General features: G+C 51.8%; 21 protein-coding genes and 2 tRNA genes. 5 read left to right on the forward strand and 18 right to left on the reverse strand.

The genetic code is table 11. The annotated features are described in order from the left end of the window. The first annotated feature begins 184 nt into the window (after positions 1-184). Both E3E26_RS04080 and E3E26_RS04085 read left to right on the forward strand, forming a co-directional pair. Positions 185-1,465: a S8 family peptidase gene (locus E3E26_RS04080; protein WP_167899998.1), complete on the forward strand. Its 1,281-nt coding sequence runs from the start codon at positions 185-187 to the stop codon at positions 1,463-1,465. Positions 1,466-1,768: 303 nt separating this feature from the next. After that, the gene (locus E3E26_RS04085; protein ID WP_167899999.1) at positions 1,769-3,049 is read left to right on the forward strand and encodes a S8 family peptidase; all 1,281 of its coding nucleotides are present in this window, start codon (positions 1,769-1,771) and stop codon (positions 3,047-3,049) included. 125 nt (positions 3,050-3,174) lie between these two features. On the opposite strand, the gene E3E26_RS04090 is transcribed toward E3E26_RS04085, so the two are convergent. The 15 genes from E3E26_RS04090 to E3E26_RS04160 all read right to left on the reverse strand — a co-directional run bounded on the left by E3E26_RS04090 (position 3,175) and on the right by E3E26_RS04160 (position 11,776). Beyond that, positions 3,175-3,330, reverse strand: coding sequence for a 30S ribosomal protein S27ae (locus E3E26_RS04090; protein ID WP_012572872.1), 156 nt, complete (start codon positions 3,328-3,330; stop codon positions 3,175-3,177). Between the two features lie 2 nt (positions 3,331-3,332). Beyond that, positions 3,333-3,629, reverse strand: a complete 297-nt coding sequence (locus E3E26_RS04095; RefSeq protein WP_167900000.1) for a 30S ribosomal protein S24e — start codon at positions 3,627-3,629, stop codon at positions 3,333-3,335. Then, positions 3,619-4,152: a GTP-dependent dephospho-CoA kinase gene (locus tag E3E26_RS04100; protein WP_167900001.1), complete on the reverse strand. Its 534-nt coding sequence runs from the start codon at positions 4,150-4,152 to the stop codon at positions 3,619-3,621. Before E3E26_RS04100 ends, E3E26_RS04095 begins: the two co-directional genes overlap by 11 nt. Then, on the reverse strand, positions 4,152-4,337 hold the full coding sequence (gene spt4 / locus E3E26_RS04105) for a transcription elongation factor subunit Spt4 (protein WP_012572875.1): 186 nt from the start codon (positions 4,335-4,337) through the stop codon (positions 4,152-4,154). The genes E3E26_RS04100 and spt4 overlap by 1 nt, the downstream gene beginning before the upstream one ends. After that, positions 4,334-4,900 carry a DNA-directed RNA polymerase gene (locus E3E26_RS04110; RefSeq protein WP_167900002.1) on the reverse strand — a complete coding sequence of 189 codons (567 nt, stop codon included), beginning with the start codon at positions 4,898-4,900 and terminating at the stop codon, positions 4,334-4,336. The genes spt4 and E3E26_RS04110 overlap by 4 nt, the downstream gene beginning before the upstream one ends. A gap of 39 nt (positions 4,901-4,939) precedes the next feature. Then, on the reverse strand, positions 4,940-5,476 hold the full coding sequence (locus E3E26_RS04115) for an inorganic diphosphatase (protein WP_167711930.1): 537 nt from the start codon (positions 5,474-5,476) through the stop codon (positions 4,940-4,942). Positions 5,477-5,587: 111 nt separating this feature from the next. Next, positions 5,588-6,610, reverse strand: a complete 1,023-nt coding sequence (locus E3E26_RS04120) for a DUF5305 family protein (RefSeq protein WP_167900003.1) — start codon at positions 6,608-6,610, stop codon at positions 5,588-5,590. Continuing rightward, positions 6,607-7,656: a hypothetical protein gene (locus E3E26_RS04125; RefSeq protein ID WP_206204313.1), complete on the reverse strand. Its 1,050-nt coding sequence runs from the start codon at positions 7,654-7,656 to the stop codon at positions 6,607-6,609. Before E3E26_RS04125 ends, E3E26_RS04120 begins: the two co-directional genes overlap by 4 nt. Then, positions 7,653-8,720: a signal peptidase I gene (locus tag E3E26_RS04130; protein WP_167900004.1), complete on the reverse strand. Its 1,068-nt coding sequence runs from the start codon at positions 8,718-8,720 to the stop codon at positions 7,653-7,655. The genes E3E26_RS04125 and E3E26_RS04130 overlap by 4 nt, the downstream gene beginning before the upstream one ends. After that, on the reverse strand, positions 8,717-9,226 hold the full coding sequence (locus E3E26_RS04135) for a DUF1102 domain-containing protein (RefSeq protein ID WP_167900005.1): 510 nt from the start codon (positions 9,224-9,226) through the stop codon (positions 8,717-8,719). Before E3E26_RS04135 ends, E3E26_RS04130 begins: the two co-directional genes overlap by 4 nt. Before the next feature lie 61 nt (positions 9,227-9,287). Continuing rightward, positions 9,288-9,821 carry a DUF1102 domain-containing protein gene (locus E3E26_RS04140; RefSeq protein WP_167900006.1) on the reverse strand — a complete coding sequence of 178 codons (534 nt, stop codon included), beginning with the start codon at positions 9,819-9,821 and terminating at the stop codon, positions 9,288-9,290. 2 nt (positions 9,822-9,823) lie between these two features. Beyond that, a complete protein-coding gene (locus tag E3E26_RS04145) occupies positions 9,824-10,459 on the reverse strand; it encodes a DUF1102 domain-containing protein (RefSeq protein WP_167900007.1) in 636 nt (211 codons plus the stop codon). Positions 10,460-10,640: 181 nt separating this feature from the next. Further along, the gene (locus E3E26_RS04150; protein WP_167900008.1) at positions 10,641-11,075 is read right to left on the reverse strand and encodes a hypothetical protein; all 435 of its coding nucleotides are present in this window, start codon (positions 11,073-11,075) and stop codon (positions 10,641-10,643) included. Between the two features lie 4 nt (positions 11,076-11,079). Then, complete coding sequence (locus tag E3E26_RS04155) at positions 11,080-11,295, reverse strand: hypothetical protein (RefSeq protein ID WP_167900009.1); 216 nt, start codon at positions 11,293-11,295, stop codon at positions 11,080-11,082. 405 nt (positions 11,296-11,700) lie between these two features. Continuing rightward, positions 11,701-11,776 (reverse strand) — tRNA-Gln (locus tag E3E26_RS04160). Between the two features lie 127 nt (positions 11,777-11,903). Between E3E26_RS04160 and E3E26_RS04165 the strand changes: the two genes are divergently transcribed. Then, on the forward strand, positions 11,904-12,161 hold the full coding sequence (locus tag E3E26_RS04165) for a hypothetical protein (RefSeq protein WP_167900010.1): 258 nt from the start codon (positions 11,904-11,906) through the stop codon (positions 12,159-12,161). A 283-nt stretch (positions 12,162-12,444) separates the two neighbouring features. Here the strand turns inward: E3E26_RS04165 and E3E26_RS04170 are convergent. After that, positions 12,445-12,522, reverse strand: a tRNA-Pro gene (locus E3E26_RS04170). Between the two features lie 79 nt (positions 12,523-12,601). On the opposite strand from E3E26_RS04170, the gene E3E26_RS04175 reads away from it, so the two are divergent. Then, positions 12,602-13,660, forward strand: coding sequence for a glycosyltransferase (locus E3E26_RS04175; RefSeq protein ID WP_167900161.1), 1,059 nt, complete (start codon positions 12,602-12,604; stop codon positions 13,658-13,660). A 64-nt stretch (positions 13,661-13,724) separates the two neighbouring features. Continuing rightward, complete coding sequence (locus E3E26_RS04180) at positions 13,725-15,413, forward strand: DUF4910 domain-containing protein (protein WP_167900011.1); 1,689 nt, start codon at positions 13,725-13,727, stop codon at positions 15,411-15,413. Here E3E26_RS04180 and E3E26_RS04185 read toward each other — a convergent pair. Then, positions 15,410-15,751 (reverse strand): transcriptional regulator, encoded by a 342-nt coding sequence (locus tag E3E26_RS04185; protein WP_167900162.1) that lies wholly within the window; start codon positions 15,749-15,751, stop codon positions 15,410-15,412. The genes E3E26_RS04180 and E3E26_RS04185 overlap by 4 nt on opposite strands. Positions 15,752-15,820: 69 nt before the next feature. Then, positions 15,821-16,471: a metallophosphoesterase gene (locus E3E26_RS04190; RefSeq protein WP_167900012.1), complete on the reverse strand. Its 651-nt coding sequence runs from the start codon at positions 16,469-16,471 to the stop codon at positions 15,821-15,823. Positions 16,472-16,838 lie beyond the last annotated feature (367 nt).

A 16,838-nucleotide genomic window follows, 5' to 3' on the forward strand; every position in this document is an offset into this window, starting at 1 on the left:
ATATTTCGAACATTCCGAGAAGATTCTTGTATTTTGTATACTTGCCAAAATATTACTGTACATAAACATCACATGACAGGATTTTCTTACATTTGATGGCGATATGCCATATGTAATCTACGAAAGACTTAAGTATAAATGCCTTCATGTATGGGTGCATAAACATGTACTGGGGTGTTGGCAGATGGACAGGAAAGTGGCTATAAGTGGTTTGATGGCTCTGCTGCTTCTGGCGGCAATCTTTGCAGTCCCCGCTGTCGCTGAGAAGCCAGAGACCGTCAGGGTTGTCGCACATATAGACAGGGGTCACTTCAAGGCCGATGCCGTCAAGGGAGTCGGGGGTAAAATCGTCTACGAGTTCAAGCTGATTGATGCCGTTGTCATTGATATCCCGGCTAATGCCGTTGGCAAGCTGGCTAAGCTCGACGGTGTTACCAAGGTTGAGTACGACCACATGGCTCAGGTTTACAGGGGTGGTCCGCCGTGGCTCATCAGCGAACCGACCCAGCCGGCCCAGACGATTCCGTGGGGAATTGAGCGTGTCATGGCTCCCGAGACCTGGAGCATAACCGACGGCTCTAGCAATGGTGTTATTGAAGTCGCAGTCCTCGACACCGGTGCCGACTGGGACCACCCAGACATAGCTGCCAACATCGTCTGGGGAGTTAGCACCATAGGAGGAGTCGTCAGTACTGACCCTGCCGACTGGTATGATGGAAACGGCCACGGAACCCACGTCATTGGAACCATTGCTGCCCTCAACAACGACATCGGAGTCGTCGGCGTTGCCCCGAACGTTGAGATCTACGCCATCAAGGTTCTTGACGACAGGGGAAGCGGTGCTTACACGGACATCGCCATCGGTATCGAGCAGGCCCTCCTTGGTCCGGACGGAGTGCTTGACGCTGACGGTGATGGAATAGTCGTTGGTGACCCGGATGACGACGCTGCCGAGGTCATAAGCATGTCCCTCGGTGGCCCGAGCGACGATGAGTATCTCCACGATATGATTATCCAGGCCTACAACTACGGCGTTGTCATAGTTGCCGCCAGCGGTAACGAGGCCGCCGACCAGCCGAGCTACCCGGCCATCTACCCAGAGGTCATCGCCGTTGGTGCCACCGACTCAACCGACGCCATAGCCTACTTCAGCAACCTCCAGCCTGAGGTCAGCGCTCCAGGTGTTGACATCCTCAGCACCTATCCAGACGACACCTACGAGACCCTCAGCGGAACCTCGATGGCCACCCCGCACGTCAGCGGTGTTGTCGCTCTCATCCAGGCTGCCTACTACAACAAGTACGGCAAGGTTCTCCCGGTTGGAACCTTTGAGGACATGGACACCAACACCGTTAGGGGAATCCTCCACGTTACGGCCGACGACCTCGGTGACCCCGGCTGGGACATCTACTACGGTTATGGAATAGTGAGGGCTGACCTGGCTGTCCAGGCGGCTCTTGGCTGATTCTCTTATTTTTCACTACTTTTTACTTTTGAGATAACACATTAGAATTAAGATTGAGCTTTGAGGCCTTTGTAGTTGCAAATTAGAGTACGTTGACTCCAACTTCTCTGTGTTTAACGCTTGTTCTCTTGATTTTGCGCATATTTTGGTATCTATTATAACGTTTGATCTTTGCGTACTCGTCGATGTATTGACAACGATATCCAGCGTTCTGTGGCGTTATGTCAGATTATTTCTAGAAACATTTAAGTATATGCATTTTATTAGGTATTGCTGAACTAATATGTGCTGAGGTGGTACTGTATGGTCAGTAAGCATGCGATCAGTGCGCTACTCCTTGCTCTGCTGGTCTTGTCGCTGCTCGCGGTTCCGGCAACCGCGGAGAAGCCTGGGATGATCAGGGTGGTAGTGCACATTGATAAGACCCAGTTCAAGCCGAACGAGGTCCTTGGAATTGGTGGCCACGTTATCTACCAGTTTAAGCTCATAGATGCCGCGGTTGTTGAGATACCCTCAACTGCAGTGGGCAAACTTAGGAAGCTACCGGGAGTCAAAATGGTTGAGTTCGACCATCAAGCGGTTCTCCTAGGAAAACCCCCGGGAGTCGGAAAGCCTGGGAGTTCCCAGCCGGCCCAGACGATTCCGTGGGGAATTGAGCGCGTTCAGGCTCCAACCGTCTGGGGTATAACCGACGGCTCCAGCAACGGCGTCATTGAGGTTGCAATTCTCGATACTGGAATAGACTATGACCACCCAGATCTTGCGGCTAATCTGGCTTGGGGCGTTAGCACCTTGAGGGGCAAAGTTTCTACAAAGCCGAGAGACTACTACGACCAGAACGGCCACGGAACCCACGTCGCAGGAACCATAGCCGCCCTTAACAATGACATTGGCGTCGTCGGAGTCGCCCCGAACGTTGAGATATATGCAATCAGGGTCCTTGACGCCAGCGGAAGGGGTTCTTACACCGACATTGCCATTGGAATTGAGCAGGCCCTCCTCGGTCCCGATGGAGTTCTCGATGTCGATGGCGACGGAGTAATAGTTGGCGATCCCGATGACGACGCTGCCGAGGTCATAAGCATGTCCCTCGGTGGTTCGGTCGATGACCAGTACCTCCACGATATTATAATCCAAGCCTACAACTACGGTGTCGTCATCGTTGCCGCTAGCGGTAATGAGGGTGCATCCAGTCCCAGCTATCCGGCAGCTTATCCAGAGGTTATAGCCGTCGGTGCAAGCGACATCAACGACCAGATTGCCTACTTCAGCAACCTCCAGCCCGAGGTTAGCGCTCCTGGCGTTGATGTGCTCAGCACTTACCCGGACGATTCCTACGAGACCCTCAGCGGTACGAGCATGGCTACTCCGCATGTCAGTGGTGTCGTCGCTCTCATCCAGGCTGCCTACTACAACAAGTACGGCAAGGTTCTCCCAGTTGGAACCTTTGATGACATGAGCACCAGCACTGTCAGAGGAATCCTGCATAGCACTGCTGATGATCTCGGTGAAGCTGGTTGGGACATCTACTACGGCTACGGAATAGTGAGGGCTGACCTGGCCGTTCAGGCGGCCATCGGCTGATTCTTTTCTTTGTTTTCCTTTGATGGCTCTTCTCAGAAAAGTTTCCCAACTTTCGCAAAGTTCTAAAGGTTCAAAAATGATCCCAAGAAACGTTCTAGGACGATTTTAGAGAAGAGAAAAAGAAATCACTTTCTCTTCCACTCGGTGTAGCCGCAGCGGCCGCAGCTCCAGCGGTCCTTGTGCTCGGCCATGAAGACACCCGGACCGCAGCGCGGGCAGAACTTGTTCTTCCTCTTGACCTTACCGCCCTGAACCTCGTAGAGCTTCCACTTCTGTCCCATCTTCACTCCTCCTCCTTGGTTATTATTCCGTCCCTAACGAGGATGTACTCGGGCTCGATGTAGAGCATCCTCTCCTTGCTCTCATAAGCCTTAGCGTAGCCCTTGCTGACCCTGCTACCGAAGTAGGATCTTATGTACTGGATGACGGTAGTCTCGGGGTCAAGGTCGAGCATGGCGACGAGCTTGCCCTTGACGTCCTTCCTGCTCGGGGTTGGCTCACCCTCGTGAATGACGTCGAAGTATATCTCCTTCCTTCCGAGGAGCTTGTTCTCCTTAATCTCGGTAACCTTAATCTCCATCGCGAACCACCTCCATCTTAGACATGAGCTTCCCGCACTTGAGCTTGCATTCGGGTGTTACCTTTATAAGCACTACTCCCTCGTCGGGCTGGCCGTAGAGCACCACCGAGCCCTCGGGGGCGTAGAGCACGGCCGGAATCGCCGCGAGGTCTTCTTCCCCGCACACCTTTATGTAAACCTTTCTGCCCCTCTCGGCCAGTCCAAATCCCTTTTTGATTGCGTTTAATAAAGCTTTCGTTATTGTTCCGGGCGGATTCTGCACGGTCATTATGACCGCGTCGTTCTCAATGTCCGGACTGTATTCCTGCCTCTTAGTTTTATGATCGTAGATGGCCAGGCTCGGCTTTATCCCGAGCCTGAGGACGTTTTCCGTAACAACGTCGCCGACGGTGACGACGTGCCTGGCCCTTTCAAGCTCTTCCCTAATCATGAGGTATGGCTTAGGTATTTCCCCCCGGATGAGCTTCCCGAGGGGGTCCTTTAACTCCTTCCTGAGTTCGGGAGTTAGCTTGAAGTGGAACATCATCTGACCCTTATGGCATACTTTCCTGGGACTTTGACGCCCAGTTTCTGGGCTATTTTCGACTTCTCGGGTTCAGTGATTATGACGAGGTCGAACCACTCGTCGCTCAGATCCCTGCTGCCGCAGACGGGGCAGCGGTCTTCCGTGGTTATATAGTGGCAGTGCCTGCAGGCGCGCTCCTTCATGCCTCTTCAGCCTCCTCCTTGCGCTTCTCCTTAGCTATCCAGTCGGGCTTGCCAAGACCGGGCTGGCGCATGGTGAGGCCTATCTTGTTCTCCCTGATAACGCGGCTCTTAATGCTTATCGCTATAATCCTCGCCCTGACCTCGTCGCCAAGCTTGAGGATTCTCTTGGTCTCCTTACCGAGGAACTGCTTGTTCTTCTCGTCGAAGACTACGTAATCGTCCATAAGCTGTGAGATGTGAACGAGACCGTCCATCGGACCGATCCTTATGAAGGCTCCGTAGGGAGCGACGTCTATAACCTCGCCCTCAACAACCTCGTGCATCTCGGGCTTCCAGACGAGGACGTCGAAGACAACCTCGTGGTAGGTTGCGCCATCGCCAGGAACGACGACACCCTGGCTTATCTCTTCAACGTCCATGACGGCTAAAATAACCCCCTCGTCCCTGTCGTAGATGCCCTCGTAGGTTTCTCTGAGGACTATCTTTGCCGCCTCCTTGGGATCCATGGTGAACATCCTGGGGGGAATCCTTACAACATCCTTAATCTTCAGGAGCTTGTACATGCCTTTACCTCCTTGGTGAAGGAAATAAGAGGAAAGAAATCACTCCTTCTTGCCAAACTTCTCTTTGTACATCTCGATGGCCCTGAGGATTTCCCTCTTGGCCTCTTCGGCGTTGCCCCAGCCTTCAACGGTGGTGACTTTGCCCTGGAGCTCCTTGTACCTCTGGAAGAAGTGGGCTATCTCGTCAAGGAAGGCCTTCGGAACGTCGTCGATGTCCTTCCAGTCGTTGAAGTACGGGTCCTCGACGGGAACGGCGAGAACCTTCCAATCCTTATCTCCGCTGTCCTCCATCTTCATGATGCCTATCGGCCTGGCCTCGACGATGGTGAGCGGGTAGACCGGCTCGCGCATGATGACCATTATGTCGAAGGGGTCGCCGTCGTCGTACCATGTCTGTGGGATTATTCCGTAGTCGACCGGATAGAAGAACGGGCTGTAAAGCACTCTATCAAGCTTGAGAAGGCCGGTCTTCTTATCGAGCTCGTACTTGTTCCTGCTTCCCTTCGGAATCTCTATGAGAGCGTAAACGACCTCTGGAACCTCCGGTCCGGGCTCAAGCTCGTGGAACGGGTTCACCTCTACCACCTCTTACTCCTTGTAGAACTTCTAGGTTAGGCTTTCGGATAGGGCTTTTAAAGTTGTTGGTTGTGAAACCGAGAAAAAAGCAGTGGGGAGAAGGAAAGGCCCTCAGTTGGCCTTCTTCTCCTCCTTGGGTAGGGGCTTCCTGTACTCGTAGGAGATACCATCGTCTATTATTGCGTAGACCTCTTCCTCACCTTCTATGTAGTGCAGTATCGGTTTATCCAGTAGCTCGAATGTCGTCTCCAGATCCTTGGAAGTCCTCAGGACGACCTTCTTTTGAACCGTTCCGGGTGCGCCCTTGACGATGTAAGGCCGTATCTTTGCCATCTCGTCTTTGGGTGCCCTGGCAGTGTAAACGTATCCGAGCAGTGGAACGAGCATCAGCAGTGCCAGTACTGTGGTAACGGTCTTTGCCGTCTCGACGTCACTTGCTACTCCCAGAACGCTGGCGCTGGCTTCTTCCCTAACCGTTTCGGTCAGGGTTCTCTTCTCCGCCTTGCTTGCCTCCGTGAAGTAGTACAGCCCCGCGGTGGGATCCTTAATGAGCTCCACCTCGTGGTTGAAGTTCGCCTTTATCTCCCTTCCATACGCCGTCCCAATGCCAACGACGGTCGCTGTTATTGTGACCCTCTTCTTCAGCCTCTTTATACCCAGCTCCTCGGATATCCAGGCGCTCATGTCGTCCAGCTCTTCCATGTTCAGCACGTACTCAACGGTGAATCCTCCGTCCTGAAGCTGGCCTTTCTCGTCGAAGAGCGTTTCCTCCCACAGGACGACCTTTTCGTTCCCCTTGTTAACGTAGTACTCAACCGTTCCGGTAACGTGGTAAGTTCCGCTACTCAGTGCCGGCTGTGAGCTGTAGGTGTACCTCAGCAAAAACCTGTCAACCATTGATATTGGATAGTTGTCCATGGTTACTAGGTAGCCGTAGAGCTCGTTGGGCTCTAAATAAGCAGCGTGTTTAAGAGTTCCCTCCTCCTCGTAAGTTCCAAGGGTTTCAGTGCTCACCACGTATGGGTGTGCGCTCATGAGCTTCACTGAATAAAACGCAAAAACGAGAAAAAGAATCAGGAATATCCCTAGGACTTCCTTTCTCCTAATAAACTTAGCCAACTCTTCCTTTTTCATTCTTCACATTCTCCTGTGTCGCTTTCGTGATTGGAACCGTTGTCATGATTGCATCCGCATCCATACTGTTCCTGACAGCACCCTTCGTGGTCATCGCAGCAATCCACAGTCACCACGAGTGCGTTGCTGGTTATACCGTACTGAACTATGGTTGCGCCTTCGTTTAGATTGTAATCACCGCACGAGGTGAACTCCTGCTGTCCTCCGGGGTTTACCCTGGTGAATACAGTCACGTTTATGTGGGCGCTTCCCCCTGCAGGGATAGTCACGTTCCACTCCATCTTTGTGGCCGGTTGGGCGTCATGCCCTCCGTGTCCACCTCCGCAGTACCCTCCGCACTGGCTTCCATCGTTTGCTGCCCAGAACCTGTACGTGCCGGAGCTTGCGCTGGTTTCACTCAGGCTCACGTTGAATTCCGCTGGTATCGTGTCGGTTATGGTTAGGATAAGGTCCTCACCGGTTGGGTTTGTTACCAGTATCTGGAAGATCCACTCCTGGTACATTTTCAGAGGTATTCCAGTGGTGTTGCCGTAGAAGAGTATCTTCTCTATGGTTGGACCGCCTGTGATGATGAGTTTTATCGGACAGGTTTCTACAACCGCATCTCCGCCGTTCCAGCGGGCGTGCATTGTAATGGGGATTATGTACTCTCCCGGCGTGACCTCACTTACATTCACGTGGCCGGTGAACGTGTATTCATTCCCCGAAGCTATCATTCGCTCGGCACCGTCTTCCGTTTCTATGAACATATCGACGTTGCCTGGAAGATCTGAGTAGTCCGGATCGAGCGATATCCAAACGTCCTTCATCTCGTTCAGATAGTTTCTTGCCGTCAGTGCATCAAAGTCAGTCTCACTGTAAGGACTAACCTCAACAACTGCGGCGTAGCCGTTTTCACAGTCAAAGCCGAGGTACTCCTTATCATGGGGGACGACAGTGGCCTTGACTTCTCTCGATGCCTCAAAGCTTACAAAGGTTCCACTGGAGCCTACGAGAATCAGCGATGCCAGTGCGAACGTTATAATAATTGAGAACAGAGCTTTCATATCCTAAACACCTCCGCTATCTCTCTAAAGAAGGAACTCCTCCTTCTCCTGATTCTAAGGACATCTTCGTTTCCGATGCCTGAGACCAGGTAGAGCACTCCGAGAAATGCTGATATTTCGAGCAGAATTGCCATGAGCGGCACCATTGGATGAACCCTGTAGAGGGGCTCCATAACTGAAGTCGGAAGAAGTGGGAGGTACGCGTTAACCTGTAGCCTGGGGGAATACATTGCGGTTGTCTGTGGTGCCCTGAGGGTTACTGTAATGGATTCGTCCTCTCCCCCGCCCAGCTTGAACCCATCCTTTGATACGCCCGTTATCGTTGGTCCCGGCGAGACGTAATACAACATGGGGTATACGTTGCTGTTCTTTATGGTGACCTTCTGCTGGAACTCTTCACCTGGGAGATACCAGCCCTCCCTGAGGCCTCCGGCGGACGTCACCGAGTATGTGATAGGAATGACCTCCCACGAAACAAGGGTTGAGACAGCCACCATAAGAAGGAGGAACACCGATGTCAGTGCGTAGAGTGTCTTGAACTTTACCGTGATTTTTTTCTGGCTTTTCCTGGAATGTCTGGCCGTTTCGTCTCCGGTGAATGCCAAGATGCCAATTACTATCAGAAGCCCTGCAAGAAGTACCTTGCCCCTGTCCGAGAGGCCTGTTCCAAAATAGTTTCCGAGTTGGGGTATCCTTAACGGGGCACCGTTAAGGGTAATCACCGTGCCGGCTATTCTGTCCCCAGGTATTGGGGGGATATTGTGGCTCTGCTGGTCGGTTGCTATGTTGTTGTCCCCCTTAGTTATGTATCCACCTTCTGTAACCGCATAGACCCTGTGAACGGTCCATACGTTACCCGTCTGGAAAACGATAATATCGCCGGCTTCCGGGCTCCTTGCAAGGGGATTGATGAAAAATATGTCCCCCTTGTTTATCGTGGGTTCCATACTTCCTGAGTATGCGTATGATATGAAAACCGGCCTGTCGAGGAGCATTCCAACCAAAGAGCCTGTAACAAGAACTCCGATAATTGCTAGCACAGTATATTCGAGTATCCTCTTCATCCGCAACTTCCTCCCCAGGCCTCTATGCTCATTCCTTCACTGTAGTCTCCCAGCTGGAGGCCGTGGGTGTCAATTCTCACCCCAATACCCACACTCTCATTGGCCTGCAGCGTCACTTCAACGATATCGCTCCAGTTCCCTTCAAAGTTCCCGACGAAGAATCCCACTTTCTGGGCCTCCGAGCTTACCCTCACACATATCTCGCTGTATCCTGTCTGGCTCTGGTTGTTCTCGATGATGAAAACGTTATCAAAGACGTAGGTGCTGTTTACGCTTAATCCATCTCCATAGCCGGGATAGAATGGACTGTCCGGTGAAATATCGATGACAAGGATCCCATTGTCAGAATAAGCATATGGGGGAACGGGGTTCTCAATTGAGAGTGTCCCGTTTTCAGGGGTAGCATAAACAACTGTTAGAGGGTCTGAAGAATACAGTTCCCAAACCCCTATGAGTAGGACAATGATGATTCCAATACTGGTACCAATCTTTATGGTTTTTCCCAATTTTCTCTCCCCCTGGCGCGTATAATGTAAAAATGGAGCAAAGGCCCCAGAACTAAATCACTCAGTCCTCCTCACACGGTCCGGGGACTGCGTAGAACTGGACCTGCCCGTTTATGGCATCTCCGTCCACCAAGCCAGTGCTGTTGAGAATAAGGCCTATAGGCACGACTTCGCCCGGCATTACGGTTACATCAAGGGTGGTCTCACCTGGTTGGCCAGTGTAGTTTCCAACGAAGAACTTAACTCCACCGTCGCCGCTGTATGTGATATGCATACAGATCGGAGTTCCCTCCCAAAGGTCGTTGCTAACACCAAAGACTTCCTTGAAGACGTATGTGCTGTTCGGGCTGATGCCCTCGCCGAATCCTTCCTGCCAGTTTCCGTTGTACTTGCTCAGGTCTATGACCAGCATTCCGTTATCGTTAATGTACGCATAGGGCTGCATGGGTCTAAGGTCTATGAGCTCGCTGTCATCTGGGACGACCTCAATATGGACACCCCTGTCGGCTTCGAAGTATGCAAAGTGGGCGCTGCTTGCTGCGACTGCAACTAGAAGCCCTACCATAAGTGCAAAGAGTCCTATGATCTTTCTCATCTTCAGCCACCTCCGCACTCGAACGGTGCTTCGTTGGCAGGCCATGCCTGAATAGCTATGTTAACGTCGTAGCTCCCAAGAGTGTTGGGTGCTGCAAGTTCCATGCCCACACCGAGTGCCTCTCCGGGCTCAAGGTAGAAGCAGACGTCTCCGACGGCTGTGTCCGAGTTGTACGGCTGGCCGCCTCCGTTTGTGTTATACATCATGCCATTGGGCTCGTAGAATGAGACCATTCCGGGATCTGATGAGATGATCCTGACTAGTATGGTTTCCTGCTCCCAGAGATGGTTGCTCACGTTGAATATTTCGTCAAAGTTGTACCGGCTCTGCGGGCTGAGTCCTATTCCTCTTGCGGGGACAGCAGTATCCAGTTCATCATCCCATGCCCACCAGCTCTCGTTTTCCCAGCCTGGCCAGTTCGGGTTGTCTGCTGAGAAGTCAATAACAAGTTGCCCTCCATCGTTAAGGTACGCGTAGGGCTGAACGGGCGTCAGGTCAATGAGCTCGCTGTCGTCGGGGACAACGGCAATATGAACGCTCCTCTGGGCCCTGTAGTCCCTGAAGGTTGCGCTCGTGCCTAGTGCAAAGGCCGCCGCGATCATCAGCCCCAGCATACCGAGGGCCAAAATTTTCTTCATGGTACATTCCTCCATGTTTTCCAAACCGACACCCTAGGCAGTGGCCATCATGGGGATGCCTCAACTTTTGTAGTGAGACCAACCTATATAGTAAATTCCGGCTTACCGGGTGGTAATCCCCCATTACCGGAGGTAAAACCACCGGGTTTGATTAGAATAGGCAAGATATAGCGGTTATACGCTAAAACAGCCTCTTAATCTTCCTGTGGTGCACAACACTCATGGCTAGATACACGATGGCAGCCAGCAATAAATGCATGCTGCCCAAGTACCAGCCGGCGATAATGAAAATTATCGACGTCCCCATGTAGAAGGTGCTCCAGCTTATGTCGTTCTTCTTGACGACCTCCATATAGACGGTAACATCGTCCGGAATCTTCAGGAGCGTAACGACTCCATGGTCAAAGGTAACCACACCCTCCCTCTCGAGTTTCGGGATGTGCGTCTGCACCAGGCTGACGTAAACGCTTTTCCTGTGCCTCCGGTCAGTGTCACCTTCTTTCTCGGCTATGTATTCCACTAAATCCCTGAGCTCAGCCTTCCCGTCCTGTCTCTGAAGGAACTCTATCAGGAGCATTCTCCTGTCGTTCCCCAGTATCATAGCGGTTGTACCCATAGTATCACCGCAGGCGGTAGTGCTTTCTCTTGTTTCCATTGGTGTAGAAAGCCTCTACCTTCCTTTGCTCCACCATCCTTCTGAGCGTTCTTTCCACTCTCTGTCTTGTGCAGAATACCCCTCTCTCGTTAAGGAATCTCGTTAGGAACGCTACGCTCAGTGAACCATGAACCTTGAGTAAGCTTAGGATCTCGCCCTCAAGGTTGGCCATACTGTTCATCCTCCCACCTCCATATTAGGCCATCAGTGTGTAACATCATATGTACCTTATCTCTGATGTTATTTAAAAGTTCCTAAAAAGTCTGATTTTTGAATTTTCGCGGTTTTTGTGTTTATTTTTCCCCAAAGAACTATTATCTTGAAAGAAACTGTTAAACAGGCCTGTTTTTGTTGTTTTTTGGGATGGTACCTTCTCGGATCGTTAGAGAATATCTAAATATTTTGAAAAGATTCTGCTGGGCGGGAGAATGGACCGTGTTGTATTTGCTGGGGATCCAAAGGCCGAACCTCGAAAATGATGATGTGTACCGGCCACAGGATACGTTTTGAGGTACAATATGAGGTTCGAAGAAGAAACTTGGAATGCAGTAAGAGGGTGGGGTTCGAGGTCTGGAGCCCAGTTGAATGGTAGCCCCGCGGGGATTCGAACCCCGGTCGCGGGATCCAGAGTCCCGCATGCTTGGCCGCTACACCACGGGGCTGTGCCCGTTGATAGGTTCAGGTATTGATTTATAAATTTTATCATCTTCTCCGGAATTTCATACTCCTAACGGGGCTTGTGCAAAAAGTTTATATTTTTCTCTACTTCAATGGTAACTGGTAGGATCAGTGGACTTCGCCCTCTTCATGGAGAGGTATGGCTACCGAATTTTGGTGCTGGTTTTTGGCGCCGCTGTACTCGGAATCATGCTCGCGCCCTTTGTGATGACTTTCTGGGCCTTCAGCAGCAGCGGCATTGTGGCCGCGGTTATCGCGGTGATAGTGCTCGCAATAGGCATTGCATTGATGGTCGTCCCGAAGTTCTGGAATTTCGCCGACAAGATGAGGCAGACCCACGTCATTGAAGACTGGAACGAGGAAAAGTAGCACCAAACGTTTCTAGCGAAAAGTTTGATTAAAACAGATTTACTGTGAAGTAGCCGAAGTACATTTGTATGCCTTCTCTCCAAGTTGAAAAGTGAAAACAGTTTCCACACTCAAACCAGCTTTTTAAGGTGTTTCGACTTTTCTTTTGACGCCCGTAGGGCGTCGTGTTGAAGTGAAACACTGTAAAATGGTCTTTTACTCGTAGAAATCACTTAGAGAACTGGAAGTTCAAAAGGGCATATACGAACTTTGATCAAACTTTGCTTGGCAAAAGTTTGTTTTCTGGTGGGGCCGCCGAGATTTGAACTCGGGTCCCCGGCTCCCGAAGCCGGAAGGATAGGCCAAGCTACCCCACGGCCCCATGCCCGCTGATAAGGGGACTCGCAGGACTTATAAAGTTTACGGAGTAGTCTGATGTACAGGGTGGAGGAGTGGAGAACATGAAGGTCTCGGTGATAGTACCAACGTACAACGAGCGCGACAACCTTGAGAAACTCTTCGAGAGAATGAGCAAGGCCCTTGCTGATTACGATTATGAAATCATCGTTGTTGATGACGATTCTCCTGATAAAACCTGGGAATTCGCCCAGAAGCTCGCCGAAAAATATCCAGTCAAGGTTATCCGCCGGACGAGAGAGAAGGGCCTCTCCTCAGCGGTCATCCGCGGCTTCAAGGAGGCGAGCGGCGACGTCTTCGTCGTGATGGACGCCGACCTGCAGCATCCGCCGGAGGTGATTCCCCGGCTGCTGGAGGCAATCGAGAACGGCGCGGACATAGCCATAGCCTCCCGCTACGTTAAGGGAGGGGGCGTCAAGAACTGGTACTGGTACAGGAAGCTAATCTCCAAGGGAGCCATAATGATCGGCCGCATCGCCCTGCCGAAGATAAGGGACGTTAAGGATCCCGTGAGCGGCTTCTTCGCCCTCAGAAGGGAAGTCGTCGAAAACGCCCAGCTCAACCCCATCGGCTTCAAGATACTTATGGAGATACTCATCAAGGGCAGATACCAGCGCGTCGAAGAGGTTCCGTTTGTCTTTGGCCTCAGACACGCTGGCGAGAGCAAGCTCGGCGGAAAGACGATACTCAACTACCTCAAGCATATTTACAGGCTCATGAAGTGGGAGGGCGAGCTCGACAGGCTGCTCAAGTTTACGATAGTTGGGCTCTCGGGCGTTCTCGTGAACCAGGGATTTCTGTGGTTCTTCGTCTCTAAGCTCGGCTGGGACAAGATACTCGCCAACATTCCAGCCACGGAGCTGGCCATACTCAACAACTTCACCTGGAACGACCTCTGGACGTTTAGGGATCTTAAGACGAGACCGCTTCATCTCCGACTCCTGAGCTTCCACCTGGCAGCGCTGACCGGAGCAGTCGTACAGTGGATAATTTACGCTGGTCTGGTCCTCCTCGGGATGCACTACCTGCTGGCGAACATGGTCGGCATTGTGGTCTCTTTCATAGTTCGCTTCCTTGTGAACAGGCACGTTACTTGGGGCTGATTCTTTGTTCTTTTCCGAACAACCTTAAATATACCCAGATTTATTCTCTCGTTGGGGGATTAACATGAGACGCTTTCTGAAGGAAACTGAGGTTTTTGACTCGACGAACGTTCTCCACTACATAGCCGAGATAAGCCAGTTCCACAGGATACAGGGCTCGAAGGAGCTCCCCGAGGCAGTGAGGTTCATTAAGGAGGAGCTTAGGATCTGGGGAGTTAACGCCCAGCTCTTTGAGGAGTTTTACGATGGGAAGAGCTGGTATCTAACATTAAAGTCGCCGATAGCCTGGGATTTAGTCTATGGAAAGGTCGAGCTCCTTGGAAAGACCCTAACAACATCTCTAAGCCCACTCGTCGTCATGGCTCACTCCCCAAGTGGAAATGCAGAGGGCGAAGTGGTTCACATAGTCCGGGAAGAGGACTGGGAAAAAGCGGAGGGGAAGATAGTTCTAGTCGGAAAGGAATGGCGTGAGGCCTACAAAAAGGCCAACAAGACTGGTGCTAGGGCTTTCATAGCTTACCGCGAGGGAACCGGGGATGCAATCCCCTACATCGGCCTTTTCCTCACGAAGGATGAACTCGAATGGGCAAGGATTCCGGCCGTTGCAGTTCCAGAGAGCCTCGCCAAGAGGGTCATAAACAAACTGAATTCGGGAGAAACAGTTAAAGCGAAAATAGAGGTCGAGACCCAGATAAACGAGCGTCAGGTTCTCCCAATCCTCTACGCCGAGATAGGTAAGCCTCCTTTCATACTCTTCACCGCCCACATCTGTCACCCGAAGCCTGGAGCCAACGACAACGCCAGCGGAAGTGCGATGCTCATAGAGCTCGCAAGGGTTCTGAACGGCCTCTACAACGACTCCTTCCGCTTTGGCTTTGCCTTCCTTTGGATACCCGAGTACTACGGAACCCAGGCCTTCATCGAGAAGTACGCCGAGCTCGACAAGTACTATGCTGTTATAAACCTCGATATGGTTGCCGGGAGCGAGGACAGGGCTGGCTCGACGGTGATGCTCGTCACAACGCCGGCTTCGAGATTTTCCATAGTTTCCGGTGTTCTGGAATACTTCCTCGAGCTGTCCAACGGAGCTGGAAAGAGCTTCTCTGGCAGTCTGATGCCGAGGCTGAAGCTCAAGTCATACCCCTATGAGATGGGCAGCGACCACGACGTCTTCAACTTCTTCGGGATTCCTTCGGTTATGCCTATAACCTGGCCCGACCGCTTCTACCACTCCAGCGAGGATACGGTGGATAAGGTGAGCAAGGCAACCATCGAGCTGATTGGTAAGGCTGTTCTGGCGACTGCCCTGGCACTGGCAAAGGCAGAAAAGGAGGAGCTCCAGCGCTTCGCCAGGGGCTATGCCATGAAGTACCTCGGAGAGCTGGGTAGAGACAGAGACACGGAAAGGATAGAGAGGCTTGTCATGACTGGCCTTGCGAGAGATTCACGCTTCCTCGGGATCGAGAGCGGCCACGAGTTCGAGAGGAGGCCGTGGCTCAGGTGGGTCAAGAAGGGAAGAGTATCCGGTGAGCTGATTAGGGAAGCGGATAAGGAAGCCTACGAGGAGTTTAAAGAGCTGACCAAGGACAGGAAGATTCTCGTCCACCTCCACGAACTCCTGATGCTCGGCGAGTTTCTGCCGAAGGAAGAGGCCTTTGAGGCTTTAGAAGAGGAGTTCGGAGAGGTGAATAGGGAAAAGCTCGAGAAGCTGGTCGATGTGCTCGAAAAAACGGGAGTCGTGGAGCTCCTCTAGTTCCTCTGGCCTGTGGAGCTCTTCAGCTCTTTTTCCAGCTCGTTTATCTTCTTTACAAGGTTCTCTTTAATGTGTTCGAGAACCTCGCTTGGGGTCACGGCAGTGTAGACGTAGCCGAGCCAGCCCTGTTCTATCAGTCTCCTCCTGAGGATGCCCTTGCGATAAAGGCTCAGCACGTGCTCCCTGACTGAGCGCTCGCTTATGCCCAGCTCTCTCTGGATTTCGGTTATTCTCATGGGCTCTCTCTTCTCGAGAAGGAGTCTGTATATCCTAAGCTCCGTCTTCTTGAGTCCCAGTGAGCGCAGCAGTGCCTCGAGCTTCTCGTAGACGTCGCTCATCTCACCCCACCTGATGTACTTTCGTCCCACCTATGAAACCTTATCTTCATACCCATTAATAAAGCTTGCCTATCTGAAGGGAACCTCGCCCACGTAGATTCCTTCGGGTAGAAAAGCTTTTCCACCCTTGGTGTCTTTCAGAAAGGGCACCATCTTTATACCTTCCCTCACGTCAAAGCCCTCAATGAACGGGTTCACCGAAGGTAGAATGAGGAACCTCCCAACCCTGAGGAAAATCTTGGTTTTCCTGGCTACTCCTCCGGATTTGAAAGTGTAGGCGGGATGAATGTGGCCGAGATATGCCTCGCTGAACTCTACCTCCGGCAGATTTGTATGGCCGTGTAGGAGGAGTATCTCGTCGGCCAGTAGGTGTTCTCTGACCTCAACGTTCGGAAACTTTCTGGCAACCTCTTCTATCCTTCCGTCATGGTTGCCCTTGGTTATAATCGTCGGAATTTCCTTCAGCTCGGAAAAGAAGCCCATTAAGAGTCTTTTCATGGTGAAGCTCATCCCTATTGGCTCCTTAACGTCCCCCAGAAGAACCAGCAGGTCCGGGTCCTTTTCGACTATGAACTGAGCCAGTCTCTCCTCGAAATGCGTCCTTATCCTCAGCCCGCGGGAAAGCTCGAATCCTATATGTGGGTCTGCCATGAGAAGAGTTCTTCCACGTGAAGTTTCAATTTCCAGTGAGAGCCTTTCAAAGGCTTCAAAAGAGTCCATAGCACCACCAAAAAGGAAGCAATAGAAAATGAATGGAAGGGCGTCAGATGAGTCCGCGCTCCTTCCTGCGCTGCCTCTTGAGGCGCCTGATCCTCTTCTTGATCCACTTCCACCTCATCCTTCCCTTCTTCTTCCACTTCCTCGGTCTCCTCTTCATGAGCATCACCCCTGAGCTCTAACTCCACCCTTAGCTCCAGCGGCTCCTTTTTAAGCTTTTCCGTGGGGAAAGGTTAACTCCCTTTGGACGGTCGAAAAGGTGCACCAACGCTCCAACCTGCCCGAAAAGCCGATAGAGGATGGGTTCTTACTTTTAAATTTTTCCTGGATGTATGGAGCTTTTATGCTTTATTTGTTGGGTATTTGGGTT

The organism is Thermococcus sp. LS1 (genome assembly GCF_012027395.1).
Taxonomy (GTDB): domain Archaea; phylum Methanobacteriota_B; class Thermococci; order Thermococcales; family Thermococcaceae; genus Thermococcus.